Origin of the sequence: Cedecea davisae, from assembly GCF_044095835.1 — a bacterium.
Classification (GTDB): Bacteria; Pseudomonadota; Gammaproteobacteria; order Enterobacterales; family Enterobacteriaceae; genus Cedecea; species Cedecea davisae.
On the sequence record NZ_CP172054.1, the window covers coordinates 3,923,304 to 3,948,916 of the forward strand.

General features: G+C 54.2%; 21 protein-coding genes, 2 tRNA genes and 2 rRNA genes. 8 read left to right on the plus strand and 17 right to left on the minus strand.

What is annotated here, in order from left to right; translation table 11 throughout:
- Nucleotides 1-81: 81 nt before the first annotated feature.
- The 5 genes from ACG1VR_RS18775 to gmhB form a co-directional block, all read right to left on the minus strand.
- Nucleotides 82-2,989: ribosomal RNA gene (locus ACG1VR_RS18775) — 23S ribosomal RNA — on the minus strand.
- A gap of 196 nt (nucleotides 2,990-3,185) precedes the next feature.
- Nucleotides 3,186-3,261, minus strand: a tRNA-Ala gene (locus ACG1VR_RS18780).
- Nucleotides 3,262-3,374: 113 nt separating this feature from the next.
- Nucleotides 3,375-3,451, minus strand: a tRNA-Ile gene (locus tag ACG1VR_RS18785).
- Nucleotides 3,452-3,520: 69 nt separating this feature from the next.
- A 16S ribosomal RNA gene (locus tag ACG1VR_RS18790) occupies nucleotides 3,521-5,062 on the minus strand.
- The 16S and 23S rRNA genes sit together here with 2 tRNA genes alongside, the layout of an rRNA operon.
- A 373-nt stretch (nucleotides 5,063-5,435) precedes the next feature.
- A complete protein-coding gene (gmhB, locus tag ACG1VR_RS18795; protein ID WP_395489546.1) occupies nucleotides 5,436-6,002 on the minus strand; it encodes a D-glycero-beta-D-manno-heptose 1,7-bisphosphate 7-phosphatase in 567 nt (188 codons plus the stop codon).
- Between the two features lie 188 nt (nucleotides 6,003-6,190).
- Between gmhB and metN the strand changes: the two genes are divergently transcribed.
- The 6 genes from metN to proS all read left to right on the plus strand — a co-directional run bounded on the left by metN (nucleotide 6,191) and on the right by proS (nucleotide 11,766).
- Nucleotides 6,191-7,222: a methionine ABC transporter ATP-binding protein MetN gene (metN, locus tag ACG1VR_RS18800; protein WP_016534995.1), complete on the plus strand. Its 1,032-nt coding sequence runs from the start codon at nucleotides 6,191-6,193 to the stop codon at nucleotides 7,220-7,222.
- Entirely contained in the window at nucleotides 7,215-7,868 is a 654-nt protein-coding gene (locus ACG1VR_RS18805; protein ID WP_016534994.1) for a methionine ABC transporter permease MetI, read from the plus strand. Before metN ends, ACG1VR_RS18805 begins: the two co-directional genes overlap by 8 nt.
- Nucleotides 7,869-7,898: 30 nt before the next feature.
- Nucleotides 7,899-8,714, plus strand: a complete 816-nt coding sequence (locus tag ACG1VR_RS18810; protein WP_016534993.1) for a MetQ/NlpA family lipoprotein — start codon at nucleotides 7,899-7,901, stop codon at nucleotides 8,712-8,714.
- A 113-nt stretch (nucleotides 8,715-8,827) separates the two neighbouring features.
- The gene (gene rcsF / locus ACG1VR_RS18815; protein ID WP_039897936.1) at nucleotides 8,828-9,232 is read left to right on the plus strand and encodes an Rcs stress response system protein RcsF; all 405 of its coding nucleotides are present in this window, start codon (nucleotides 8,828-8,830) and stop codon (nucleotides 9,230-9,232) included.
- Complete coding sequence (tsaA, locus tag ACG1VR_RS18820; protein WP_395489547.1) at nucleotides 9,229-9,936, plus strand: tRNA (N6-threonylcarbamoyladenosine(37)-N6)-methyltransferase TrmO; 708 nt, start codon at nucleotides 9,229-9,231, stop codon at nucleotides 9,934-9,936. The genes rcsF and tsaA overlap by 4 nt, the downstream gene beginning before the upstream one ends.
- A 111-nt stretch (nucleotides 9,937-10,047) precedes the next feature.
- Nucleotides 10,048-11,766: a proline--tRNA ligase gene (proS, locus tag ACG1VR_RS18825; protein ID WP_395489548.1), complete on the plus strand. Its 1,719-nt coding sequence runs from the start codon at nucleotides 10,048-10,050 to the stop codon at nucleotides 11,764-11,766.
- A 48-nt stretch (nucleotides 11,767-11,814) separates the two neighbouring features.
- On the opposite strand, the gene nlpE is transcribed toward proS, so the two are convergent.
- Genes nlpE through ACG1VR_RS18840 form a run of 3 tightly spaced genes read right to left on the minus strand, consistent with a single transcriptional unit; the run spans nucleotide 11,815 to nucleotide 13,503 of the window.
- Nucleotides 11,815-12,504, minus strand: a complete 690-nt coding sequence (gene nlpE / locus ACG1VR_RS18830) for an envelope stress response activation lipoprotein NlpE (protein ID WP_016534989.1) — start codon at nucleotides 12,502-12,504, stop codon at nucleotides 11,815-11,817.
- A 37-nt stretch (nucleotides 12,505-12,541) separates the two neighbouring features.
- Complete coding sequence (gene arfB / locus ACG1VR_RS18835) at nucleotides 12,542-12,964, minus strand: alternative ribosome rescue aminoacyl-tRNA hydrolase ArfB (protein WP_016534988.1); 423 nt, start codon at nucleotides 12,962-12,964, stop codon at nucleotides 12,542-12,544.
- Nucleotides 12,961-13,503 carry a YaeQ family protein gene (locus tag ACG1VR_RS18840; protein ID WP_016534987.1) on the minus strand — a complete coding sequence of 181 codons (543 nt, stop codon included), beginning with the start codon at nucleotides 13,501-13,503 and terminating at the stop codon, nucleotides 12,961-12,963. The genes arfB and ACG1VR_RS18840 overlap by 4 nt, the downstream gene beginning before the upstream one ends.
- A 202-nt stretch (nucleotides 13,504-13,705) precedes the next feature.
- Here ACG1VR_RS18840 and ACG1VR_RS18845 point away from each other — a divergent pair, with 202 nt between their 5' ends.
- Together ACG1VR_RS18845 and rof are read left to right on the plus strand one after the other, a co-directional pair.
- Nucleotides 13,706-13,906: a YaeP family protein gene (locus ACG1VR_RS18845; RefSeq protein WP_016534986.1), complete on the plus strand. Its 201-nt coding sequence runs from the start codon at nucleotides 13,706-13,708 to the stop codon at nucleotides 13,904-13,906.
- Nucleotides 13,893-14,153 carry a Rho-binding antiterminator gene (gene rof / locus ACG1VR_RS18850; RefSeq protein WP_039897935.1) on the plus strand — a complete coding sequence of 87 codons (261 nt, stop codon included), beginning with the start codon at nucleotides 13,893-13,895 and terminating at the stop codon, nucleotides 14,151-14,153. The genes ACG1VR_RS18845 and rof overlap by 14 nt, the downstream gene beginning before the upstream one ends.
- A gap of 55 nt (nucleotides 14,154-14,208) precedes the next feature.
- Here the strand turns inward: rof and ACG1VR_RS18855 are convergent, their stop codons facing one another.
- The 9 genes from ACG1VR_RS18855 to lpxA all read right to left on the minus strand — a co-directional run bounded on the left by ACG1VR_RS18855 (nucleotide 14,209) and on the right by lpxA (nucleotide 25,613).
- Nucleotides 14,209-14,520: a cytochrome c gene (locus tag ACG1VR_RS18855; protein WP_016534984.1), complete on the minus strand. Its 312-nt coding sequence runs from the start codon at nucleotides 14,518-14,520 to the stop codon at nucleotides 14,209-14,211.
- Complete coding sequence (gene tilS, locus ACG1VR_RS18860; protein WP_395489549.1) at nucleotides 14,517-15,824, minus strand: tRNA lysidine(34) synthetase TilS; 1,308 nt, start codon at nucleotides 15,822-15,824, stop codon at nucleotides 14,517-14,519. The genes ACG1VR_RS18855 and tilS overlap by 4 nt, the downstream gene beginning before the upstream one ends.
- 62 nt (nucleotides 15,825-15,886) lie before the next feature.
- Nucleotides 15,887-16,276, minus strand: coding sequence for a VOC family protein (locus tag ACG1VR_RS18865; protein ID WP_016534982.1), 390 nt, complete (start codon nucleotides 16,274-16,276; stop codon nucleotides 15,887-15,889).
- Between the two features lie 57 nt (nucleotides 16,277-16,333).
- Nucleotides 16,334-18,475 carry a lysine decarboxylase LdcC gene (locus ACG1VR_RS18870; protein WP_395489550.1) on the minus strand — a complete coding sequence of 714 codons (2,142 nt, stop codon included), beginning with the start codon at nucleotides 18,473-18,475 and terminating at the stop codon, nucleotides 16,334-16,336.
- A gap of 117 nt (nucleotides 18,476-18,592) precedes the next feature.
- Nucleotides 18,593-19,552 carry an acetyl-CoA carboxylase carboxyl transferase subunit alpha gene (accA, locus tag ACG1VR_RS18875; RefSeq protein ID WP_016534980.1) on the minus strand — a complete coding sequence of 320 codons (960 nt, stop codon included), beginning with the start codon at nucleotides 19,550-19,552 and terminating at the stop codon, nucleotides 18,593-18,595.
- A 12-nt stretch (nucleotides 19,553-19,564) separates the two neighbouring features.
- Nucleotides 19,565-23,047, minus strand: a complete 3,483-nt coding sequence (dnaE, locus tag ACG1VR_RS18880; protein WP_016534979.1) for a DNA polymerase III subunit alpha — start codon at nucleotides 23,045-23,047, stop codon at nucleotides 19,565-19,567.
- A 35-nt stretch (nucleotides 23,048-23,082) separates the two neighbouring features.
- Nucleotides 23,083-23,679, minus strand: a complete 597-nt coding sequence (gene rnhB / locus ACG1VR_RS18885; protein ID WP_395489551.1) for a ribonuclease HII — start codon at nucleotides 23,677-23,679, stop codon at nucleotides 23,083-23,085.
- Nucleotides 23,676-24,824, minus strand: a complete 1,149-nt coding sequence (gene lpxB / locus ACG1VR_RS18890) for a lipid-A-disaccharide synthase (RefSeq protein ID WP_395489552.1) — start codon at nucleotides 24,822-24,824, stop codon at nucleotides 23,676-23,678. Before lpxB ends, rnhB begins: the two co-directional genes overlap by 4 nt.
- Nucleotides 24,825-25,613, minus strand: a complete 789-nt coding sequence (gene lpxA / locus ACG1VR_RS18895; protein WP_016534976.1) for an acyl-ACP--UDP-N-acetylglucosamine O-acyltransferase — start codon at nucleotides 25,611-25,613, stop codon at nucleotides 24,825-24,827.

The following is a 25,613-nucleotide window of genomic DNA, read 5'->3' on the forward strand; positions in this document are numbered from 1 at the left end:
TGACCGTCACTTCGTGACCATCAGTCTAATCCTGAACTTCGCTGAAAATCGATTTGTCTCGCAAAACACCTTTGGTGTTGTAAGGTTAAGCCTCACGGGTCATTAGTACTGGTTAGCTCAACGTATCGCTACGCTTACACACCCAGCCTATCAACGTCGTAGTCTTCAACGTCCCTTCAGGGGAATCAAGTTCCCAGGGAGAATTCATCTCGGGGCAAGTTTCGCGCTTAGATGCTTTCAGCGCTTATCTCTTCCGCATTTAGCTACCGGGCAATGCCATTGGCATGACAACCCGAACACCAGTGATGCGTCCACTCCGGTCCTCTCGTACTAGGAGCAGCCCCCCTCAATTCTCCAGCGCCCACGGCAGATAGGGACCGAACTGTCTCACGACGTTCTAAACCCAGCTCGCGTACCACTTTAAATGGCGAACAGCCATACCCTTGGGACCTACTTCAGCCCCAGGATGTGATGAGCCGACATCGAGGTGCCAAACACCGCCGTCGATATGAACTCTTGGGCGGTATCAGCCTGTTATCCCCGGAGTACCTTTTATCCGTTGAGCGATGGCCCTTCCATTCAGAACCACCGGATCACTAAGACCTGCTTTCGCACCTGCTCGAGCCGTCACTCTCGCAGTCAAGCTAGCTTATGCCTTTGCACTAACCTCACGATGTCCGACCGTGATTAGCTAACCTTCGTGCTCCTCCGTTACGCTTTAGGAGGAGACCGCCCCAGTCAAACTACCCACCAGACACTGTCCGCAACCCGGATCACGGGTCTACGTTAGAACATCAAACATTAAAGGGTGGTATTTCAAGGTTGGCTCCACGCAGACTGGCGTCCACGCTTCAAAGCCTCCCACCTATCCTACACATCAAGGCTCAATGTTCAGTGTCAAGCTATAGTAAAGGTTCACGGGGTCTTTCCGTCTTGCCGCGGGTACACTGCATCTTCACAGCGATTTCAATTTCACTGAGTCTCGGGTGGAGACAGCCTGGCCATCATTACGCCATTCGTGCAGGTCGGAACTTACCCGACAAGGAATTTCGCTACCTTAGGACCGTTATAGTTACGGCCGCCGTTTACCGGGGCTTCGATCAAGAGCTTCTCCTTGCGGATAACCCCATCAATTAACCTTCCGGCACCGGGCAGGCGTCACACCGTATACGTCCACTTTCGTGTTTGCACAGTGCTGTGTTTTTAATAAACAGTTGCAGCCAGCTGGTATCTTCGACTGCCTTCAGCTCCACCCGCAAGGGGTTTCACCTACCGACAGCGTGCCTTCTCCCGAAGTTACGGCACCATTTTGCCTAGTTCCTTCACCCGAGTTCTCTCAAGCGCCTTGGTATTCTCTACCTGACCACCTGTGTCGGTTTGGGGTACGATTTAATGTTACCTGATGCTTAGAGGCTTTTCCTGGAAGCAGGGCATTTGTTACTTCAGCACCGTAGTGCCTCGTCATCACACCTCAGCGTTAACAAGAGTCCGGATTTACCTAAACTCTCCGCCTACATGCTTAAACCGGGACAACCGTCGCCCGGCTAACATAGCCTTCTCCGTCCCCCCTTCGCAGTAACACCAAGTACAGGAATATTAACCTGTTTCCCATCGACTACGCCTTTCGGCCTCGCCTTAGGGGTCGACTCACCCTGCCCCGATTAACGTTGGACAGGAACCCTTGGTCTTCCGGCGAGCGGGCTTTTCACCCGCTTTATCGTTACTTATGTCAGCATTCGCACTTCTGATACCTCCAGCAGACCTCACAGTCCACCTTCGACGGCTTACAGAACGCTCCCCTACCCAACAACACCTAAGTGTCGCTGCCGCAGCTTCGGTGCATGGTTTAGCCCCGTTACATCTTCCGCGCAGGCCGACTCGACCAGTGAGCTATTACGCTTTCTTTAAATGATGGCTGCTTCTAAGCCAACATCCTGGCTGTCTGTGCCTTCCCACATCGTTTCCCACTTAACCATGACTTTGGGACCTTAGCTGGCGGTCTGGGTTGTTTCCCTCTTCACGACGGACGTTAGCACCCGCCGTGTGTCTCCCGTGATAACATTCTTCGGTATTCGTAGTTTGCATCGGGTTGGTAAGCCGGGATGGCCCCCTAGCCGAAACAGTGCTCTACCCCCGAAGATGAGTTCACGAGGCGCTACCTAAATAGCTTTCGGGGAGAACCAGCTATCTCCCGGTTTGATTGGCCTTTCACCCCCAGCCACAAGTCATCCGCTAATTTTTCAACATTAGTCGGTTCGGTCCTCCAGTTAGTGTTACCCAACCTTCAACCTGCCCATGGCTAGATCACCGGGTTTCGGGTCTATACCCTGCAACTTAACGCCCAGTTAAGACTCGGTTTCCCTGCGGCTCCCCTATACGGTTAACCTTGCTACAGAATATAAGTCGCTGACCCATTATACAAAAGGTACGCAGTCACCCCATAAATGAGGCTCCCACTGCTTGTACGTACACGGTTTCAGGTTCTGTTTCACTCCCCTCGCCGGGGTTCTTTTCGCCTTTCCCTCACGGTACTGGTTCACTATCGGTCAGTCAGGAGTATTTAGCCTTGGAGGATGGTCCCCCCATATTCAGACAGGATACCACGTGTCCCGCCCTACTCTTCGAACTCACAGTATGTGCATTTTAGTGTACGGGAGTATCACCCTGTACCCTGCGACTTTCCAGACGCTTCCACTAACACACAAACTGATTCAGGTTCTGGGCTGCTCCCCGTTCGCTCGCCGCTACTGGGGGAATCTCGGTTGATTTCTTTTCCTCGGGGTACTTAGATGTTTCAGTTCCCCCGGTTCGCTTCGTTAAGCTATGTATTCACTTAACGATAGTGTGACGAATCACACTGGGTTTCCCCATTCGGAAATCGCCGGCTATAACGGTTCATATCACCTTACCGACGCTTATCGCAGATTAGCACGTCCTTCATCGCCTCTGACTGCCAGGGCATCCACCGTGTACGCTTAGTCGCTTAACCTCACAACCCGAAGATGTTTCGCTTCGAATTATGAAAATTTGAGAGACTCGAACATGTCTTAACCTCATTCTTTATTACGGAAGAATGAGACGACATGTCGTTTCAATTTTCAGCTTGTTCCGGATTGTTAAAGAGCAAATACTTCGCAGTACACCGTTGCCGGTACACTCTGAAGTAGGTTTGGTGCATGAAATGATGGTGGAGCTAAGCGGGATCGAACCGCTGACCTCCTGCGTGCAAGGCAGGCGCTCTCCCAGCTGAGCTATAGCCCCATCGATTTCGTAAAACCTTTGATTACCGTTAATTTTCATCTGGTCAAGGCGCAACTTCGCGACGCATAGTGAACTATGCGAGCCGGAGGTGCAACGCAGAACAGGGGAAAATTTGGTAGGCCTGAGTGGACTTGAACCACCGACCTCACCCTTATCAGGGGTGCGCTCTAACCACCTGAGCTACAAGCCTATAAGGTTTTACTGCTCGTTTTCTATCAGACAATCTGTGTGAGCACTACGCGGGTTTGTATCTTTTAGGTAAGGAGGTGATCCAACCGCAGGTTCCCCTACGGTTACCTTGTTACGACTTCACCCCAGTCATGAATCACAAAGTGGTAAGCGCCCTCCCGAAGGTTAAGCTACCTACTTCTTTTGCAACCCACTCCCATGGTGTGACGGGCGGTGTGTACAAGGCCCGGGAACGTATTCACCGTAGCATTCTGATCTACGATTACTAGCGATTCCGACTTCATGGAGTCGAGTTGCAGACTCCAATCCGGACTACGACGCACTTTATGAGGTCCGCTTGCTCTCGCGAGGTCGCTTCTCTTTGTATGCGCCATTGTAGCACGTGTGTAGCCCTACTCGTAAGGGCCATGATGACTTGACGTCATCCCCACCTTCCTCCAGTTTATCACTGGCAGTCTCCTTTGAGTTCCCGGCCGAACCGCTGGCAACAAAGGATAAGGGTTGCGCTCGTTGCGGGACTTAACCCAACATTTCACAACACGAGCTGACGACAGCCATGCAGCACCTGTCTCAGAGTTCCCGAAGGCACCAATCCATCTCTGGAAAGTTCTCTGGATGTCAAGAGTAGGTAAGGTTCTTCGCGTTGCATCGAATTAAACCACATGCTCCACCGCTTGTGCGGGCCCCCGTCAATTCATTTGAGTTTTAACCTTGCGGCCGTACTCCCCAGGCGGTCGACTTAACGCGTTAGCTCCGGAAGCCACGCCTCAAGGGCACAACCTCCAAGTCGACATCGTTTACGGCGTGGACTACCAGGGTATCTAATCCTGTTTGCTCCCCACGCTTTCGCACCTGAGCGTCAGTCTTTGTCCAGGGGGCCGCCTTCGCCACCGGTATTCCTCCAGATCTCTACGCATTTCACCGCTACACCTGGAATTCTACCCCCCTCTACAAGACTCAAGCTTGCCAGTTTCGAATGCAGTTCCCAGGTTGAGCCCGGGGATTTCACATCCGACTTAACAAACCGCCTGCGTGCGCTTTACGCCCAGTAATTCCGATTAACGCTTGCACCCTCCGTATTACCGCGGCTGCTGGCACGGAGTTAGCCGGTGCTTCTTCTGCGAGTAACGTCAATCACTAAGGTTATTAACCTTAATGCCTTCCTCCTCGCTGAAAGTGCTTTACAACCCGAAGGCCTTCTTCACACACGCGGCATGGCTGCATCAGGCTTGCGCCCATTGTGCAATATTCCCCACTGCTGCCTCCCGTAGGAGTCTGGACCGTGTCTCAGTTCCAGTGTGGCTGGTCATCCTCTCAGACCAGCTAGGGATCGTCGCCTAGGTGAGCCATTACCCCACCTACTAGCTAATCCCATCTGGGTTCATCCGATGGCAAGAGGCCCGAAGGTCCCCCTCTTTGGTCTTGCGACGTTATGCGGTATTAGCTACCGTTTCCAGTAGTTATCCCCCTCCATCAGGCAGATCCCCAGACATTACTCACCCGTCCGCCGCTCGTCAGCGGAGTAGCAAGCTACTCCCTGTTACCGCTCGACTTGCATGTGTTAGGCCTGCCGCCAGCGTTCAATCTGAGCCATGATCAAACTCTTCAATTTAAAAGTGTTTGATGCTCAAAGAATTAAAACTGTTTATAAAATCAGTAGTCACTCTTCAAGACTTGATATTTTTTTGCATCCGAAGATGCTTGAGATATCAATCCTGCGAGTGCCCACACAGATTGTCTGATAAATTGTTAAAGAGCAGTGAGTTACGCGCTTTCGCTTGCTAACTCGAGGTGGCGTATATTACGCTTTCCTCTTTCAGAGTCAAGCGTTTATTTTCGCTTTCGTCTGACTGACTACCGGGTTGTTAAGCCGCTTTCGAAGCCGCTTTGCCGTGTCAGTGGAGGCGCATTATAGGGAGTTCTCAGAGCCTGACAACCCCTAATTTGAAAAAACTTTCTGACCGGGTGTTTTTTAATCTAAACGCCTATTTTTGGCGCTGTTTGATGGCTTTTGGCAGGTCTGCGAGGCTATTAATCACTAAATCAGCGGCCGCTTCGCCTGCTTCCGTTACAGGTTTACCACTGCGAACCAGCACTTTGGCGCCAACCAGCGCCGCATTAGCTGCCTGCATATCTTCAATTTTGTCGCCTACCATATAAGAAGCGGCCATGTCGATATTCAGGAAGTCACGCGCAGAGATAAGCATGCCCGGCTGCGGTTTACGGCAGTCGCACACCTGGCGGAACTCTTCCACCTCGCCTTCAGGGTGATGCGGGCAATAATAGATACCGTCCAGGTCAACGCCGCGGTCGGCCAGCGACCAGTCCATCCACTCGGTGAGATTTTCGAAATCAGCCTCGGTAAACATCCCGCGGGCGATGCCGGACTGGTTTGTTACCAGCACCAGAGCGAAGCCCATCTCTTTTAACTCACGCATTGCTTCTATTACGCCATCAATGAACTCGAATCGGTCCACTTCATATACATAGCCATGATCGACATTAATAGTGCCATCGCGGTCGAGAAAAATAGCGGGTACGGACTGTGCCACTTGAGAACTCCTGAAACGGGTTAATTGTGTCTAGTATCGCATGATTTAGTAATAAGGAGAGAACAGTCCTTCACGCGCCGATTGATTTAGACGTCTGGATGCCTTAACATCCAGATCGATTACGGTAACTTCGGTCACCGGTAGCAGATAATTCCACGGCTCATACATAAACGATAATAAATAACTCAATGATTAAACTTTCAAATATCACCAAGGTGTTCCAGCAGGGCAACCGCAGCATACAGGCATTGAACAATGTCAGTCTGCACGTGCCTGCCGGGCAAATTTATGGCGTGATTGGCGCATCCGGTGCCGGTAAAAGCACTCTGATCCGCTGCGTGAACCTGCTCGAGCGCCCAACTGAAGGCTCGGTGCTGGTTGATGGCCAGGACCTGACCACGCTCTCTGAAAGCCAGTTAACCAAAGCTCGTCGCCAGATTGGCATGATCTTCCAGCACTTTAACCTGCTCTCTTCGCGCACCGTATTTGGCAACGTAGCTTTGCCGCTGGAGCTGGACAACCAGCCGAAGGAAGAGATCCAGCGTCGCGTGACCGAGCTGCTGGATTTAGTGGGGCTGAGCGAGAAACATGACGTGTGGCCGGCAAACCTTTCCGGCGGTCAGAAACAGCGTGTGGCCATTGCCCGCGCCCTGGCTAGCAACCCGAAAGTTCTGCTGTGCGATGAGGCCACCAGCGCACTCGACCCGGCAACCACCCGCTCCATTCTTGAATTACTGAAAGATATTAACCGCCGCCTTGGGCTGACTATCCTTCTTATTACTCATGAGATGGACGTTGTTAAGCGTATTTGCGACTGCGTGGCGGTTATCAGCGACGGCGAACTGATTGAACAGGACACGGTAAGCGAAGTGTTTTCCCATCCGAAAACGCCGCTGGCGCAGCAGTTTATTCAGTCCACTCTGCATCTCGACATCCCGGAAGATTATGCTCAGCGCCTTAGCGCGGAGAATAAAGACAAGGCCGTACCTTTATTACGTCTCGAGTTCACCGGCCAGTCGGTTGATGCCCCCCTGCTTTCTGAAACGGCGCGCACCTTCAACGTGAACAGCAACATTATTAGCGCGCAGATGGATTACGCTGGCGGCGTGAAGTTCGGCATTATGCTGTGCGAAATGCACGGTGAGCCAAAGGATACGCAAGCGGCTATTGCCTGGTTGCAGGAGCAACACGTTAAAGTAGAGGTACTGGGCTATGTCTGAGCCGATGATTTGGTTACTGGTGCGCGGCGTTTATGAAACGCTGGCGATGACTTTTGTTTCAGGCCTCTTTGGATTTGTGCTCGGCCTGCCGGTGGGCGTGCTGCTGTATATCACTCGCCCGGGGCAAATCAGCGCCAACGCGAAGCTTTACCGCAGCCTCTCCGCGCTGGTTAACATTTTTCGTTCCATTCCTTTCATTATCTTACTGGTCTGGATGATTCCATTTACTCGCGTCATTGTCGGGACATCAATCGGCCTGCAGGCGGCGATTGTTCCATTAACCGTTGGCGCCGCGCCGTTTATTGCCCGTATGGTTGAAAACGCCCTGCTGGAAATCCCAACCGGGTTAATTGAAGCCTCCCGCGCGATGGGCGCAACGCCGATGCAAATCATTCGTAAGGTTCTGCTGCCTGAAGCCCTGCCGGGCCTGGTGAATGCAGCTACCATTACCTTGATTACGCTGGTTGGCTATTCTGCTATGGGCGGTGCCGTGGGCGCCGGCGGTCTGGGTCAGATTGGTTATCAGTACGGTTATATCGGCTACAACGCTACCGTGATGAATACCGTGTTAGTGTTGCTGGTCGTTCTGGTGTATTTAATTCAATTCTCTGGCGATCGTATCGTCCGGGCTGTCACTCACAAATAAACACAACTGCATTCATATAAGGAAAAGGACATGGCTTTTAAATTTAAAACGCTCGCCGCGGTCGGCGCTCTGATTGGTTCTCTTGCTCTGGTGGGTTGCGGTCAGGAAGAAAAAGATCCTAACCATATTAAAGTTGGCGTTATCGCCGGTGCCGAGCAGCAAGTTGCAGAAGTTGCACAGAAAGTTGCAAAAGAGAAATACGGTCTGGACGTTGAGCTGGTGACCTTTACCGATTATGTGCTGCCGAACGAAGCGCTGAGCAAAGGCGATATCGACGTTAACGCCTTCCAGCACAAACCTTACCTCGACCAGCAGATCAAAGATCGCGGCTACAAGCTGGTTTCCGTAGGCAACACCTTTGTTTACCCAATCGCCGGCTACTCCAAGAAAATTAAATCACTTGAAGAGTTACAGCCGGGCGCTCAGGTAGCGCTGCCGAACGACCCGACTAACCTCGGACGTTCCCTGCTGCTGCTGCAGAAAGAAGGTCTGATCAAACTGAAAGACGGCGTTGGCCTGCTGCCAACCGTTCTGGACGTGACCGAGAACCCGAAAAACCTCAAGCTGGTTGAGCTGGAAGCGCCTCAGCTGCCGCGTTCTCTGGACGACGCTCAGATTGCCCTGGCGGTTATCAACACCACCTACGCCAGCCAGATTGGCCTGACGCCTGCTAAAGACGGCATCTTCGTTGAAGATAAAAACTCCCCATACGTTAACCTGATCGTTTCCCGCGAAGACAATAAAGACGCCGAAAACGTGAAAAAATTCGTTCAGGCCTACCAGTCTGACGAAGTTAACGAAGCGGCTAATAAGGTATTCAACGGCGGCGCGGTGAAAGGCTGGTAAGCTTTCATTATTCAGTTTTGCGTAAATAATTACAGGCGGGCGCAAGCCCGCCTTGTTATTTTGTTGCGAGCTTGCTTCAATGTCTTCCGTTTTACATTCATTGAGGAAATATTATGCGTGCTTTACCGATCTGTTTATTGGCATTCATGCTGAGCGGCTGTTCCATGCTAAGCAGATCCCCTGTAGAACCCGTCCAAAGCACGGCTGCAACGCCGAAGACCGAAACCGAAAAACCTAAAGCGCCCCGCCCCGCTCCGGTCAGGATCTACACCAACGCAGAAGATTTAGTCGGTAAGCCTTTCCGCGACTTAGGTGAAGTCAGCGGCGATTCCTGCCAGGCAAGTAATCAGGACTCCCCTGCAAATATCCCGACAGCGCGTAAACGCATGCAGATTAACGCCTCGAAAATGAAAGCCAATGCCGTTCTGCTACACAGCTGCGATATTACCAGCGGCGCTCCAGGATGCTACCGCCAGGCGGTTTGCGTAGGCTCAGCGCTGCAAGTTTCGGCGCAATGACCCCTTTTCAGTTTGCGCAAATTGGTGTAATTCGCTCTCCATATAAAGAAAAGTTTGCCGTACCGCGCCAGCCGGGTTTGGTGAAAGACGGCGGCGGTGAACTACACCTGCTGTCGCCCTACAACCAGGCCGATGCCGTCCGTGGGCTTGAGGCTTTCAGCCACCTGTGGCTGCTGTTCGTTTTCCATCAAACGATGGAAGGCGGCTGGCGGCCAACGGTTCGCCCTCCTCGTCTTGGCGGCAATGCGCGAATGGGCGTATTTGCTACGCGCTCAACCTTCCGCCCAAACCCCATCGGCATGTCTCTGGTTGAGTTAAAAGGGATTCGCTGCCAGAAAGATGACGTTATTCTGGAGCTGGGCAGTCTTGATTTGGTCGATGGCACGCCCATCGTGGATATCAAACCCTACCTGCCGTTTGCCGAAGCCCTGCCTGACGCTCGTGCGGGCTATGCACAGCTTGCGCCAGAGGCCGATACGCAGGTTAGCTTCACGCCAGAAGTACAGCAGCAACTGGTAAAGCTTGAATCGCGCTACCCGCATATTGCGCGTTTCATTTGCCAGGTTCTTGCTCAGGATCCCCGCCCCGCTTACCGTAAAGGCGAGGATGAGGGGAAAACTTACGCGGTGCTGCTGCTGGACTTTAACGTTCGCTGGCGCGTTACCGGGCAAGGGTTTGAGGTGTTTGCCGTCGAAGCACGTTAATTTAGCGCCCCTCTCTTTTGACATCTCTGCCACACTGGTAAACTAAACCACTTTTTTTGAAGCAGGTCGCTTAAGGCCTGTTATCCGCCGTTCAAATGGAACCGTAACAACATGCGTACTAGCCAATACCTGCTCTCCACTCTGAAGGAGACACCTGCCGACGCCGAAGTGGTCAGCCACCAGCTGATGCTGCGCGCCGGGATGATCCGCAAGCTGGCCTCGGGTTTATACACCTGGTTGCCGACCGGTTTGCGCGTCCTGAAGAAAGTCGAAAACATTGTGCGTGAAGAGATGAACAACGCCGGTGCTATCGAAATGTGCATGCCGGTTGTTCAGCCCGCCGACCTGTGGCAGGAGAGCGGACGTTGGGAGCAGTACGGCCCCGAGCTGCTGCGTTTTGTTGACCGTGGCGAGCGCCCGTTTGTACTGGGTCCAACTCACGAAGAAGTTATCACTGACTTGATTCGTAACGAGCTGAGCTCTTACAAGCAGCTGCCGCTGAACTTGTTCCAGATCCAGACCAAGTTCCGTGACGAAGTGCGTCCGCGCTTTGGCGTTATGCGTTCTCGCGAATTCCTGATGAAAGATGCCTACTCTTTCCATACTTCTCAGGAATCGCTGCAGGAAACTTACGACAAGATGTATGAAGCCTACAGCAAAATCTTCTCCCGCATGGGCCTTGATTTCCGCGCCGTGCAGGCTGATACCGGCTCCATCGGCGGCAGCGCTTCGCACGAGTTCCAGGTGTTGGCACAGAGCGGTGAAGATGACGTTATCTTCTCCGACAGCTCTGACTACGCGGCAAATATCGAGTTCGCTGAAGCGCTGGCTCCGGCGGCTGGCCGTGCGGCACCAACCGTTGAAATGAGCCAGATTGATACCCCGAATGCAAAAACCATCGCCGAGCTGGTTGAGCAATTCAATCTGCCGGTTGAGAAAACGGTTAAAACTCTGCTGGTGAAAGCCACCGAGGGCAGCGCTTACCCGCTGGTTGCTCTGCTGGTACGTGGCGATCACGAGCTGAACGAAGTCAAAGCTGAAAAACTGCCTCAGGTTGCCAGCCCGCTAACTTTTGCTACTGAAGAAGAAATCCGTGCTGTAGCGAAAGCAGGCCCGGGCTCACTTGGCCCAATCAATCTGCCAATCCCGGTGGTTATCGACCGCAGCGTAGCCGCGATGAGTGATTTTGCCGCAGGCGCTAACATCGACGGTAAGCACTTTGTCGGCATTAACTGGGAGCGTGACATTGCGCTGCCGGAAGTGGCAGACATCCGTAACGTTGTCGCTGGCGACCCAAGCCCGGACGGCAAAGGTACGCTGATGATCAAGCGCGGCATCGAAGTAGGTCACATCTTCCAGCTGGGCACCAAATACTCTGAAGCGCTGAAAGCCGCGGTACAGGGTGAAGATGGCCGCAACCAGACGCTGACCATGGGCTGCTACGGTATCGGCGTAACCCGCGTTGTCGCGGCGGCGATTGAGCAGAACTTTGACGATCGCGGCATTCTGTGGCCGGAAGCCATCGCACCGTTCAACGTTGCCATTCTGCCGATGAACATGCACAAATCCTTCCGCGTGCAGCAGCTTGCTGAAGAGCTGTACACCACGCTGCGCGCTCAGGGTATCGACGTGCTGCTGGACGACCGTAAAGAGCGTCCGGGCGTGATGTTTGCAGATATGGAGCTGATTGGTATTCCTCACACTATCGTTATCGGCGACCGTAATCTGGATAACGAAGAAGTTGAATACAAACACCGCCGTGCTGGTGAGAAACAGATGATCAAAACCAACGAGATCGTTGATTTCCTGGTGAAACAGATCAAAGGCTAACTTTGGTTGAAGCCATTAAAAAGCCCTGCATTGCAGGGCTTTTTGCTTTTAGTCGTTACACTCTTTGCCGGGCCTGAATTTTGCGCCTTTGTCGGCGACCAGCGCTTTTTGCAGTTCGCCGCTGTCAGGGGAAGCCTGAAGCGTAAAGTGGCCTTCAACCACCAGCAGAACCGGGGCGCTATTCTTACCGCGAGCCGCAGCATAGCCTCTTTCCAGTTCGGCATTATCCGCTACGGCAAAGGTCTTGCCGGTGGCGCAATCCTGGAAGACGGCTGCATCCGCCATATATTTATATTTCCCTTTCATCGGCATCGGCGTTGACGGCAGCGCCGCGTTAACCGCCTTCAACGTATAGTTGAACTGCGATTCAATCGGGTTACCTTCGCGATCCAGCATAACCAGGCTATCGCCCTTCGGATGGAAATACTGCTTTTCGCCTTCGCTATCGGTTAACACCAGTTTATCCGCGGTACGCGCCCAAGTGCCGTAACTACCGAAAGAGGCTCCTTTGCCCTGATAGCTCTGGTTCATCACCCAGGTGCCATCTTTTTCCAGGAACAGTGAAGTCTCAATTCCCTCGCAGTCCGCGCATGGGATCACGCCGCGGTAGCTTTGCTGCATAGGCGTCAACTCGGCGGCCTGAGCCGGGATCAGGGTTTGGGTTTCACTGCGGTTATTACAGCCAAACAGCGTGAACAGGCTAAGTGCCGCCAGCACCGCCAGAAAACTCTTTTTCATGCTTCTTATCCTTATGCTGTTGTCCTGAGGTTAGCCACTATTCCGGATGGCGGCTAACCTTGCCGCGTAGCGCTTTGGTTGTCGACTTCTGCGATTTGGAAGCCAGACGACGCTCTTTAGAAGCCCGCGTTGGCCTGGTGGCCCGGCGGCTTTTCTGCACTACGGTTAATTCTTGTATCAGTGAAACCAGGCGAGCCACCGCCGCTTCGCGGTTCATCTCCTGGCTTCGGTATTCCTGGGCCTTAATCACCACCACACCTTCAGGCGTGATTAAATGGTGGCTTACGGCCAGCAGACGTATCTTATACGACTCCGGCAGGCTTGAGGCAGGGATATCAAAGCGCAAGTGAATAGCCGTTGAGGTTTTATTCACATGCTGCCCGCCCGCCCCCTGGGCACGAATGGCGGTAATCGTCACTTCATTGTCCGGGATTGATACCGTCCTGGAAACGGAAATCATCGCTGCTGCCAGGCCGTAAAGTGAATTTCCAGATTATTCTCGCTGTCTGAAAGCCAGATAGCGCCGTCCTGGATGGTAGCCTGCAAATTCATGGTGCGCGTGCCGAACTCGCTCAGCTTCGCCAGCTGCTCGTCATCCAGATACCAGATAGACAGGTTTTTAAACTGGCTGAGGCGGTTTTGGTTTTGCTGCCACCAAACCTGCGCTGCCCGACTATTATAGGTAAACAATGCCACCTCGGCCGACTGACTACAGGCTTTTTTCACCCGGCGTTCTTCCGGCAGCCCAAGCTCAACCCACAAATCAATGCCCAGATGATCGTTTTTACGCCAGATCTCCGGCTCTTCTTCTGCGCTCAGCCCGCGGGTAAACTCCAGCCGCTCATCCGCATATTTAATCCACGCCAGCAGGCGCAACATCATGCGTTCCTGAGTCTCAGAAGGGTGGCGTGCCAGCGTAAGGCTGCTGTCCATAAACCGATTCCGATCGAGATCGGCCACATTCACCGTCGCCTTATAAATTGTCGCTTTTAACGCCATTACACTTCTCCATACACAGTTGGCGCCATTGTAGCGAAATCTACTGAAAAACGCTGTTATCGATTGTGGCTGCATCCCCTTGCCTTACTGATATCGGTTACATTGCTGTGGTATAGTCACCTTGCTAAACAGAGTTTATCTTCGTAGGCTTAGATTTGACCCCACGAATAGGTCTGAAGTTGGGACTCTGAGAGGAGGGTATGTGGAAAAGTATTGTGAATTGGTTCGACAACGCTATGCGGAAATTGCCAGCGGTGACTTAGGCTACATTCCTGATGCCTTAGGATGCGTATTGAAGGCTCTGAATGAAGTGGCTTCCAGCGAGGCCGTCTCAGAGTCAATCAGGGAACAGGCGGCGTATGCTGCCGCGAACTTACTGGTGAGCGATTATGTCAATGAATGATGCCTATCAACCCATCAATTGTGATGATTATGACAATCTCGAGCTCGCCTGCCAGCAGCATTTGTTACTGACGCTGGAGTTAAAAGACGGGGAGATTTTCAAAGCCAAGGCGAGCGACCTGGTTTCTCGTAAAAACGTCGAATATCTGATTGTCGATGATGCCGGTGCCTCGCGTGAAGTCCGCCTCGATAAGATTAACAGCTTCAGCCACCCTGAAATTGGCACTATCGTGGTCAGCGTTGAATAACTGTAGTAACCGCATAAACACAAAACGGGCAGCCCAGGTGGTTGCCCGTTTTGTTTTAAGGCTTCATTGAGGCGTAATACGCCGCCAGATTACTGATGTCTTCATCGGAAAGCCCGCTGACATAAGCCTTCATGATTTCTGCCTGCCCGCCGCTGCGCTCCCCTTTTTTATAGGCCTGGAGAGAATGCTCCAGATACGCCTCTTGCTGCCCGGCCAGGTTCGGGTAAAGGGGGGCGGACGCGGTGCCGCTTGCGCCGTGGCAGGCCACGCACATCATCGCTTTCTGCTCACCGGCCTCAGCATTGCCTTTTGCCAGCGCCGACAAGCTACAAATCATCAACCCCAGCAATAACACCGCCTTTTTCATTCTTCCCTTCCTTGTCGCCAGTCTATATGCCAGCATGAATTTTCTGTCGCCTGCCCTTCACGAGTGACAAACACTCCCGGAGCAGCAATCAACTGTTCGCCATAAAACAGCAGCGGAGTGATATCCCGCTGCCAGGGCGGAATGCGCAATTCCTGCCAGATTTTTTTAAGCGGACGCCCTTTATCCCGCCCAACAATATGCTGCAATCCTGAAGCCTTAAAGCGCAGGCTCACCGCTTCGCCTTCTATCGGAGCACGCACCGCAGTGCCGCTTTCCTGAAGAGAAACGGTCCCGATGCCGGGAAGAGAAAGCGGCCGATAAGGGGCGGGCCACGGATAAACGCTCTCTTTGTCTATTGCCCGCAGCGGAACCCAATAAAGCTCGCCCTGAAAGCGGCGAATTTCATACTCCCCCAGGCGAAGGCGAGGATTGGCATCCTCCCGGCTCAACGCCACTTCTTGCCACAGGCGCTGAAGCGCCGCCCGCGATGGCATAGCCGCCCGGTGATGCCCCAGCCAGCGGCGCAATAAGGCAAAACGCCGGGCTTCGCTTACCGTGCATAGCGGCTCAATAAGTAAAGCGCCCTGGGGCGACATCAGCCCGGCAAGCTGTTCGGCGAGCAGCTCATCAAGCAGCTGTTCCTGCTCGCCGCACAGGTCGGCGCTGCGGGCTACGCTGCGGGCAAAATGCGGCCAGCGCTGTTGTAGCAAAGGCACAATCCGCAGGCGCAGGAAATTGCGGTCGTATTTATCATCCCCGTTGCTCTCATCTTCTATCCAACTAAGTTGATGAGCCAGCGCCCACTCCTCAAGCTGAGCGCGCGAAGTCGCCAGCAGCGGGCGAAGCAATAGAGTATTGGCAAACGGTAATTTTGCGGGCATTGACGCTAAACCGGCAGGGCCGCTGCCGCGTTTCAAAGCCAGCAGGAAGGTTTCACACTGATCATCCAGGTGCTGGGCCGTCAGCAGCACTTCTTCGGTTAAAAGAGAGCCTGACAGCGCCTGATAACGCGCCGCCCGCGCCTCTCCCTCAATCCCCTGCCCGCCGGAAGGAAGCTGCACGTAAGCGACATCGAAAGGCACGGACCAACGGCGACATAAAGTGCGGCAATGTTCCACCCAGATATCAGCCTTCGGGCTAAGACCGTGATGGATATGCATCGCCCGGATCTCCAGCTCAGGGGCTAAAGAATCCCGCAGCGTGACCAGTTGGTGAAGCAAAACGGTCGAATCCAGCCCACCGCTGAACGCCACCAGCAGCCGGCGGTGAGGAAGCAGAAAGGACTGAAGTTCGCGGATTGTCATAGTTCGATAGTTACGAGGTATTTGCCCGGAAAGTTACCGGGCATTGAGAGCGCTGGCAAGGGCTACTGTTGATAAAGTTCCAGCGGCAAACCGTCGGGATCGCTAAAGAAGGTAAAACGCTTATCGGTGTATGGATCAATACGAACCGGCTCGCATTTTACGCCGTGGCTTTCAAGGTGCGTAATCGCCTGCTCGATATTATCGACGCTAAACGCCAGGTGACGAAGCCCGCAGGCTTCCGGGCGGCTTGGGCGAGCGGGCGGGAACGGGAAAGAAAACAGCTCAATAACGTATTGCCCGTTAAGCGCCAGGTCACCTTTCCAGGAATCTCGTTCTTTGCGATACACTTCAGCTTCAAGTGTGAATTCCAGCACATCACAATAAAACTGCTTACTGCGCTCGTAGTCCGACGCGATAATAGCGACGTGATGAATCTGTTTTAAACCCAGCATAGGATGCTCCTTAATCTATTCTGGCACGGTAACACCGCTTCATTGCAAATCAAGCACTCAGGCCTCTTTTAAGACTCGTACCCTGTAGATCCCATCGTCGCCGAGTTTTGCGCCATGAATATCTGTTTCAAAGCCGGGGTAATGCTCACCCACCGAGCAAAGCATCAGCAGGAAGTCGAGCACCGCGCGGCTCTGTTTGGTGATAACTTCCCCAGGCATCACGACCGGCACGCCGGGAGGGTAAGGCAGGATCATGTTGGCCGACACGCGCCCCAGCAACTCTTCAATCTCTACCGTTTCGACATTGCCCTTCACCTGCTGCTGCCAGGCTTCATGCGGCGTCATTCTCATTTCCGGCAGCACGTCGAACGCCCGCAGCATCAGGTCGGGCAAATTATGCTGCTTGATAAGCTTATGAATACCCTGCGCCAGCGTCTGAATACGCATGTTGCGATAGAAGTCGGGATCTTCTGCGTAGAGATCCGGCAGCATGTTTTTCACCCGCAGGTTGAGATCGTATGAGCGCTTAAACTCGGTCAGCCCGCGCAGCAGGCTCAGCGCCTTGGTTTTATCAATGCCAATGCTGAACAGAAACAGCAGGTTGTACGGCCCGGTTTTCTCAACCACCACGCCGCGCTCGTCGAGGAACTTCGCCACTAGCGCGGCCGGGATCCCCTCCTCTGCCATTTCACCCAGCTCGCTCATACCCGGCGTAAGGATCGTAACCTTGATAGGATCAAGATACATATGATCCGCATCGGCATCACGGAAACCGTGCCAGTCTTCTTCACCCGGCGCAATGGGCCAGCACTGCGCTTCATCAATACTTTCCGGCTGCCAGATATCGAAGAACCAGTCTTCCGACTCTTCACGCAGACGCTGCACTTCACGACGGAAATGAAGCGCCCGCTCTACGGAGCGGTTAATCAAACGCTTGCCGGTGTTACCACGCAGCATGGCCGCCGCCGTTTCTATCGACGCCACCAGCGGGTAGCTCGGAGAAGTCGTGGTGTGCATCATGTAGGCTTCGTTAAAAGTCTCTTCGCTGTAATCGCCTTTAATATGGATCAGCGAAGCCTGTGAAAAGGCCGCCAGCAGCTTGTGGGTAGACTGCGTTTCATAAATCACTTTCCCCGGCACGCGTTCGCCGCTCATACCGCTTTTATCCTGATAGATTGGGTGGAAGTTGGTATAAGGCACCCATGCGGAATCAAAATGAATCGACGGAACATCCAGCGTCTGTTTGATAAATTCGGTGTTGTACAGCAGGCCATCGTAGGTGGAGTTGGTGATCACCGCATGTACCGGCCATTGGGCGTCAGGCGTGGCGGCCACTTTCTTTTCGATATTTTCCCGCATAAATTCGCGCTGAGGAATACCGCCAAGGATCCCCAATGCGTTTCGCGTCGGCTTCAGCCAGATTGGCACCAGGTTGGTCATCATCAGCAGGTGCGTGAGCGATTTGTGGCAATTGCGATCCACCAGAATAGTGCTGCCGGAAGGCGCAGCATACATGCCGACGATTTTGTTGGAGGTCGAGGTGCCGTTAGTCACCATGTAGCTTTGCTCGGCGCCAAAGGTACGGGCGATGTACTCTTCCGCCTCAAGATGTGGCCCTGTGTGGTCGAGCAGCGACCCCAGCTCCGTCACCGAGATAGAGACATCGGCCTTCAGCGTGTTGCCGCCAAAGAAATCGTAGAACAGACAGCCAATCGGGCTTTTCTGGTAAGCGGTTCCCGCCATGTGACCCGGCGTGCAGAAGGTATATTTCCCTTCCTTCACATAGGTAAACAGCGCTTTGGTCAGCGGTGGCGTAATGGTGTCGAGATACTCAGCGGTGTACTGGCGAATGCGCAGGGCGATGTCGTCGGCGGCGCTCAACGCATACTCGAAGAACCACAGCGCCATGCGCATTTCGTTAACGCTGACGTCCAGCGAAGAGTGGGTATTGATAAAGGCGTACAGCGGCAGGTTTTCGTTCAGCAGGTTAATTTCACTGCATAAATCAAGGCTGTATTCGTCCCAGTCAAACACCACGCCGCAGATACGCGGGTTGTGCTCAATCAGCTTGAGGAGGTCGGTGCTGTTGGTCGGGTAAATCAGCTGAAAGCCTTGTAGCTCCAGGGCGCGATGCAGCTCCCTGATAGGCTCGTCTTTGTAAAAAACGCCGTGCGGCCCCATGACTGCAATCGTATTCAATATTCACCTCCTGGAAAATATACTTTGCTAAGCATAGCGCAATGCGATTTTCCATGAAGCGATAAATAAAAAAAGGGCCGGAAAATCCGACCCTTATCGTTATTGTTTACCCTTTATTCAAGCGTAACCGTAGCTCATCAGACGCTGATAACGACGGTTTAACAACTCTTCTTTGTTCAACACGTCTAGATCGGCCAGGTCCGCCAGCAGCTGAGCACGCAGGGAAGCAGCCATCACTTCCGGGTTGCGGTGCGCACCGCCGAGCGGTTCCGGGATAACGGTGTCGATAAGCTTCAGCTCTTTCAGACGCGGGGCAATAATGCCCATCGCTTCTGCCGCGAGCGGCGCTTTATCGGCACTTTTCCACAGAATAGAAGCACAGCCTTCCGGGGAGATAACCGAATAGGTGCTGTACTGCAGCATGTTCACTTTGTCGCCCACGCCGATAGCCAGCGCGCCGCCGGAGCCACCTTCGCCAATCACGGTGCAGATAACCGGCACCTTCAGGCGAGACATTTCACGCAGGTTACGGGCAATCGCTTCCGACTGGCCGCGCTCTTCGGCGCCAACGCCCGGGTATGCCCCCGGCGTGTCAATGAAGGTAATGATCGGCATGTTGAAACGCTCGGCCATTTCCATCAAACGCAGCGCTTTGCGGTAGCCTTCGGGAGCAGGCATACCGAAGTTACGGCGGATTTTCTCTTTAGTTTCACGCCCTTTCTGATGACCAATGATCATCACTGGACGGCCGTCCAGACGAGCGGTACCGCCAACGATAGCTTTATCGTCGGCATAGGCGCGGTCGCCCGCAAGCTCGTCAAACTCGTCAAAAGCGAGACGCAAATAATCCAGGGTGTACGGACGCTGCGGGTGACGCGCCAGTTGCGCAATCTGCCATGCGCCTAAATCAGCGAAGATCTTGCGGGTCAGCTCAACGCTTTTCTCGCGCAGACGCTGCACTTCTTCATCCAGATTAATATCCAGTTTTTCGTCCTGGCGGCTAACGGCCGTCAGGGAATCGATTTTCGCTTCCAGCTCTGCAATCGGCTGTTCGAAATCAAGGAAATTCAGACTCATAATATTCCTGTTTTAGTCAAACTCCAGTTCCACCTGCTCCGAACCAATCAGCGTGCGCAAATCGTTAAGTAACCGATCGCTAGGGGAAACACGCCACGCTGCGCCAAAGCGCAATCGAGCGCGTGCATCCGCCCTCTGATAGTAGAGATGTACTGGAATTGTCCCCGAACGATGGGGTTCCAGAGACTGACGGAGACGGTTTAAAAGCTGGTCATCAATTTGCCTGTCCGTCAGCGAGATAGCAAGCCCACGCGCGTACTTTTCACGGGCTTCGTCGATGTCCATCAGCTCGCGGGCCGTCATTTTAAGCCCTCCGCTGAAGTCATCAAAGCTGACCTGTCCGCTAACGATCAGGATACGGTCTTTTTCCAGCAGATGCTGGTATTTTTCTAGCGCATCTGTGAATAACATCACTTCCAGACGACCAGAACGGTCATCCAGCGTACAGATGCCGATGCGATTGCCCCGCTTGGTGACCATAACTCGCGAAGCAATCACCAGACCCGCAGCCGTGGTCATTTTACCACGTTCTGTCGGGTGCATCTCTTTCAGGCGCATGCCGCCGACATAGCGCTCAATTTCTTTCAGGTACTGGTTGATTGGGTGGCCGGTAAGGTACAGACCCAGGGTTTCACGCTCGCCCTCCAGCACCACCTGATCGGGCCAGGGAATGACGCTGGCATACGACTTCTCAACCTGTTCAGGCTCTTCGGCCAGCACGCCAAACATATCGGCCTGGCCAATGGCTTCGGCTTTCGCGTGCTGATCGGCTGCCTTCAAGGCATCGCCCAGGGCGTTCATCAGCGCCGCGCGGTGCGGCCCGAGGCGGTCAAACGCCCCGGACATAATCAGTTTTTCCAGTATCCGGCGGTTGAGCTTTTTAACATCGGAGCGCGCGCAAAGATCAAACAGGTCGAGGAAATGCCCGCCCTGGTTACGCGCTTCGATGATGGCTTCAATCGGCCCTTCACCCACGCCTTTAATCGCGCCGATGCCGTACACAATTTCCCCATCGTCATTGACGTGGAAATGATAAAGACCGGAGTTAATATCCGGCGACAGAACCTTCAGCCCCATGCGCCAGCACTCGTCCACCAGGCCAACAACTTTCTCGGTGTTGTCCATATCCGCGGTCATTACCGCCGCCATAAACTCGGCGGGATAGTGCGCCTTCAGCCACAGCGTCTGGTAGGAAACCAAAGCATAGGCGGCGGAGTGGGATTTGTTAAAACCGTACCCGGCAAATTTCTCTACCAGGTCGAAGATCTTCATCGCCAGCTCGCCGTCGACGCCGTTCTTCTTCGCACCCTCTTCGAAGGTGCCGCGCTGCTTGGCCATCTCTTCCGGTTTTTTCTTACCCATTGCACGACGCAGCATATCCGCGCCGCCGAGGGTATAACCAGAAAGCTCCTGGGCAATCTGCATCACCTGTTCCTGGTACAGAATGATGCCGTAAGTCGGCTCCAGAACCGGCTTCAGGCATTCATGCTGCCACTGAACATCCGGGTAAGAGATAGCTTCGCGGCCATGCTTACGGTCGATAAAGTTATCTACCATCCCCGACTGTAACGGGCCGGGGCGGAACAGGGCCACCAGAGCAATCATGTCTTCGAAACAGTCGGGCTGCAGGCGCTTAATCAGGTCTTTCATGCCGCGCGATTCAAGCTGGAATACCGCCGTGGTTTCCGAGCGTTGCAGCATGTCGAAGCTTTTCTTGTCGTCGAGCGGGATGGCGGCGATATCGATCGGCTCCAGCCCCTGTTTAGCCCGACGCGGGTTAATCATTTTCAACGCCCAGTCGATGATCGTCAGCGTACGAAGGCCGAGGAAGTCGAACTTCACCAGGCCGGCATATTCAACGTCGTTTTTGTCAAACTGGGTGACCGGATGCTGGCCCTGATCGTCACAGTAAAGCGGCGCAAAATCGGTAATTTTGGTCGGGGCGATAACCACGCCCCCTGCGTGCTTACCGGCGTTACGCGTGACGCCTTCCAGCTTACGCGCCATATCGATAAGCGCTTTAACTTCTTCGTCGGCTTCGTAGATCTCAGGTAGCTGAGGTTCGGCTTCGAACGCCTTGGCCAGCGTCATACCCGGATCGGGTGGGATCAGCTTGGAGATACGATCGACAAAGCCGTAAGGGTGCCCCAGCACGCGGCCTACGTCGCGGATTACCGCTTTCGCCGCCATGGTACCGAAGGTGATTATCTGAGAAACCGCCTCGCGGCCATACATCTCCGAAACGTGGTCGATAACCTGGTCGCGTTTTTCCATGCAGAAGTCGACGTCGAAGTCGGGCATCGAAACACGTTCAGGGTTCAGGAAGCGTTCGAACAGCAGGTCGAATTCCAGCGGATCGAGGTCGGTGATTTTCAACGCATACGCAACAAGCGAGCCGGCACCGGAACCGCGCCCCGGCCCTACCGGCACGCCGTTATCCTTCGACCACTGGATAAACTCCATAACGATCAGGAAGTAGCCAGGGAAGCCCATCTGGTTGATAACCTGAAGCTCGATATCCAGACGTTCGTCGTATTCAGGGCGTTTTTCCGCGCGGACTTCGGGGTCCGGGAACAGGAACTCGAGACGCTCTTCCAGCCCCTCTTTGGACTTCATTACCAGGAAGTCTTCGGTGCTCATTTCACCGGTCGGGAACTGCGGCAGGAAGTATTCGCCCAGACGCACGGTCACGTTACAGCGTTTGGCGATTTCCACGCTGTTTTCCAGCGCTTCCGGGATGTCCGAGAACAGCTCGCACATCTCATCTTCGCTGCGCATGTACTGCTGGGTCGAGTAATTTCGCGGGCGTTTAGGATCGTCCAGCGTGAAGCCGTCGTGGATAGCGACACGAATTTCGTGCGCGTCGAAATCACCCGGCTCGAGAAAACGAACGTCATTGGTTGCCACGACCGGCAAGCCTCGTTCATCGGCCAGCGCCACCGCCGCGTGAAGATAACTTTCTTCATCAGGACGACCGGTACGTATCAGTTCCAGATAGAAGCGATCGGCAAAATGCTGCTGGTAGAACGCCAGACACTGATCGACCAGCGGCTGGTTTCCTCTCAACAGGCTTTTGCCGATATCTCCCATACGCCCGCCGGAGAGCAGGATCAACCCTTCACCAAGCTCAATCAGCCAGTCGCGGTCGATAATCGGGCCCGCAGCTCCGTAGCCGCGCTGATAGGCGCGAGAAATCAGCAAGGTAAGGTTCTGGTAGCCTTCGTTATTGGAGGCCAGCACCGTCAAATGGCTTAACTCGTCGCCCAGAAGCTCGCTGGCAACGTTAAAATCTGCGCCAATGATCGGCTTAATGCCGGCGCCGTGGCCGGCACCGTAGAATTTCACCAGCCCGCACAGGTTGGTGAAGTCGGTGATAGCGATGGCAGGCATCCCCAGCGCCGCGGCTTTTTTTACCAGCGGCCCGGTTTTTGCCAGCCCATCAATCATGGAATAGTCACTGTGCACCCGAAGGTGAATGAAACGTGGTTCAGCCATCTCTCACCAATTACTCTGTATCAGCTACTCGCGGCTCAGGACACCAGCCCAAGCGCGCGTTTGACAGGGGCAAAGCTGCGGCGATGATGCTCGGTCGCGCCATGCTCGGCAAGCTTCTCAAGATGAAAAGCGGTTGGGTAGCCCTTGTGTTGAGCGAAACCGTACTGCGGGAAGCTTATGTCCAGCTCTGCCATTTCGCGGTCACGCGTGACTTTGGCAAGTATTGACGCCGCGCTAATTTCCGCAACCCGGCTATCGCCTTTTACCACCGCCAGAGACGGCACCGGCAGCGCCGGACAGCGGTTGCCGTCGATCAACACATATTCTGGCATGGTATGGAGGCCCGCAACGGCACGCTGCATCGCCAGCATTGTCGCATGCAGAATATTGAGCTGGTCTATCTCTTCCGGCTCGGCTCGCCCAAGGCTCCAGCTCAGCGCTTTCTCAACAATCTCGTCATACAGCGCCAGACGGCGCTTTTCTGATAATTTTTTCGAGTCCGCCAGGCCGACGATGGGTTTTGCCGGATCAAGGATAACCGCAGCGGTAACAACGGCGCCAACCAGCGGCCCGCGGCCTACTTCGTCAACCCCGGCGACCAGATGCGTGTGGGGGTAGATAAATTCCATCATTGAGCCAGCTCCAGCACGGCGTCCGCCGCCTGCTTATCCGCGTTACAACGGATCTGCTGATGCAAATCTCGGAAGGTTTCGTGCACCTGATGGCTGACCGCACCGTCTTCAAGCAGCGGCGCAAGCGCGGCCGCAAGAGCGATAGGTTCACATTCATTTTGCAGCAGCTCTTTCACCAGCTCGCGCCCTGCCAGCAGGTTAGGCAGCGAAACGTAGTCCGTTTTCACCAGGCGCTTTGCCAGCCAGAAGGTGAATGGCTTCATGCGGTAACCCACAACCATCGGGCATTTCGCCAGCATACACTCCAGAGCAGCCGTGCCTGAGGCAAGCAGCGCCGCGTCGCTGGCGATCATCGCCTCACGAGCCTTGCCGTCCAGCAGGTGAACGTGCAACTCGGGGGCAACTTCGGTTTTGATTTTTTCAAACTGCTCGCGGCGCTTCGCGTTAACCAGCGGCACCACAACTTCCAGCTCCGGCCAGCGTTTGCGCAGCAGCTGCGCGGTACGCAGGAAGTCAGCGCTGAGCATTTCGACTTCAGCACCACGGCTGCCGGGCAGCAGCGCGAGGCATTTTGCTTCAGGCGCTATACCCAACGTCGCGCGGGCGGCGTTTTTTTCAGGGTCGAGCGGCATGGCATCCGCCATGGTGTGCCCAATGAAGCGACAGGGTACGTTAAACCGGTCATAAAACGCTTTTTCGAAAGGCAGAAAAGCCAGCACCAGATCGGTCGCTCTGCCAATTTTGAAAACGCGTTTTTGCCGCCATGCCCAAACGGACGGGCTGACGTAGTGGATGGTGCGGATCCCCTGCTTCTTGAGATTGCCTTCCAGGGTGATATTGAAATCCGGCGCATCAATGCCGACGAAGACGTCTGGCTGCAGTTCGGTGAAGCGTTTGGTCAGGTCAGCACGGATATGCAGCAGGCGGCGCAGGCGGCCAAGCACTTCGACAATGCCCATTACCGCCAGCTCTTCCATCTCATACCAGGCTTCACAGCCTTCAGCCTGCATCAGCGGCCCGGCAACGCCAACAAAATGGGCATCGGGGACTCGGGCTTTCAGCTCGCGGATAAGACCTGCGCCAAGAATATCGCCGGAAGTTTCTCCGGCGACCAGGGCAATCGTGAGGGGACGACCAGGCTTCATTTAGCGAATCAGACCGCGCGTGGAGCGCGCAAAGAATTCAACAAATGCGTTCACTTCCGGATGCTGAGCGGCAATCTCAGCGATTTCCGGCTTCGCCTCTTCAAGCGTTTTGCCGCTGCGATAGAGGAGTTTATAGGCGTTACGAATAGCGTGCAGCGCCTCTTTGCTGAAACCGCGACGCTTCAGGCCTTCGATGTTCACGCCAAACGGCGTCGCATGGTTGCCCTGTGCGATAACGTAAGGTGGAACGTCCTGAGCGACGCCGGAACAGCCACCAACCATAACGTGGGCACCGATGATGCAGAACTGATGCACCGCGGTCATCCCGCCAATGATGGCGTAATCCCCGATTTGTACGTGACCCGCGAGCGTAGCGTTGTTCGCGAGGATGCAGCGGTCGCCAATCTGGCAATCATGCGCAACGTGCGCATTAACCATCAGCAGGTTATCGCTGCCCACCTTCGTTAATCCAGCGTCTTGTACCGTACCACGGTGGATAGTGACGCTTTCGCGAATGCGGTTGCGATCGCCAATTTCCACGCGAGTAGGTTCACCCGCATATTTAAGATCCTGGTTAACTTCGCCGATGGACGCGAACTGATAGATCTCATTGTCGCGGCCAATTTTAGTATGGCCATTCACGACAACGTGAGATTTCAGCACCGTGCCTTCGCCGATTTCAACATTTGGACCCACGATACAAAACGGACCAATATGGACGTTGGCACCGATAACGGCACCCTCTTCCACGATAGCTGTTGGATGAATAAAGGCGGATTTATCAATCAC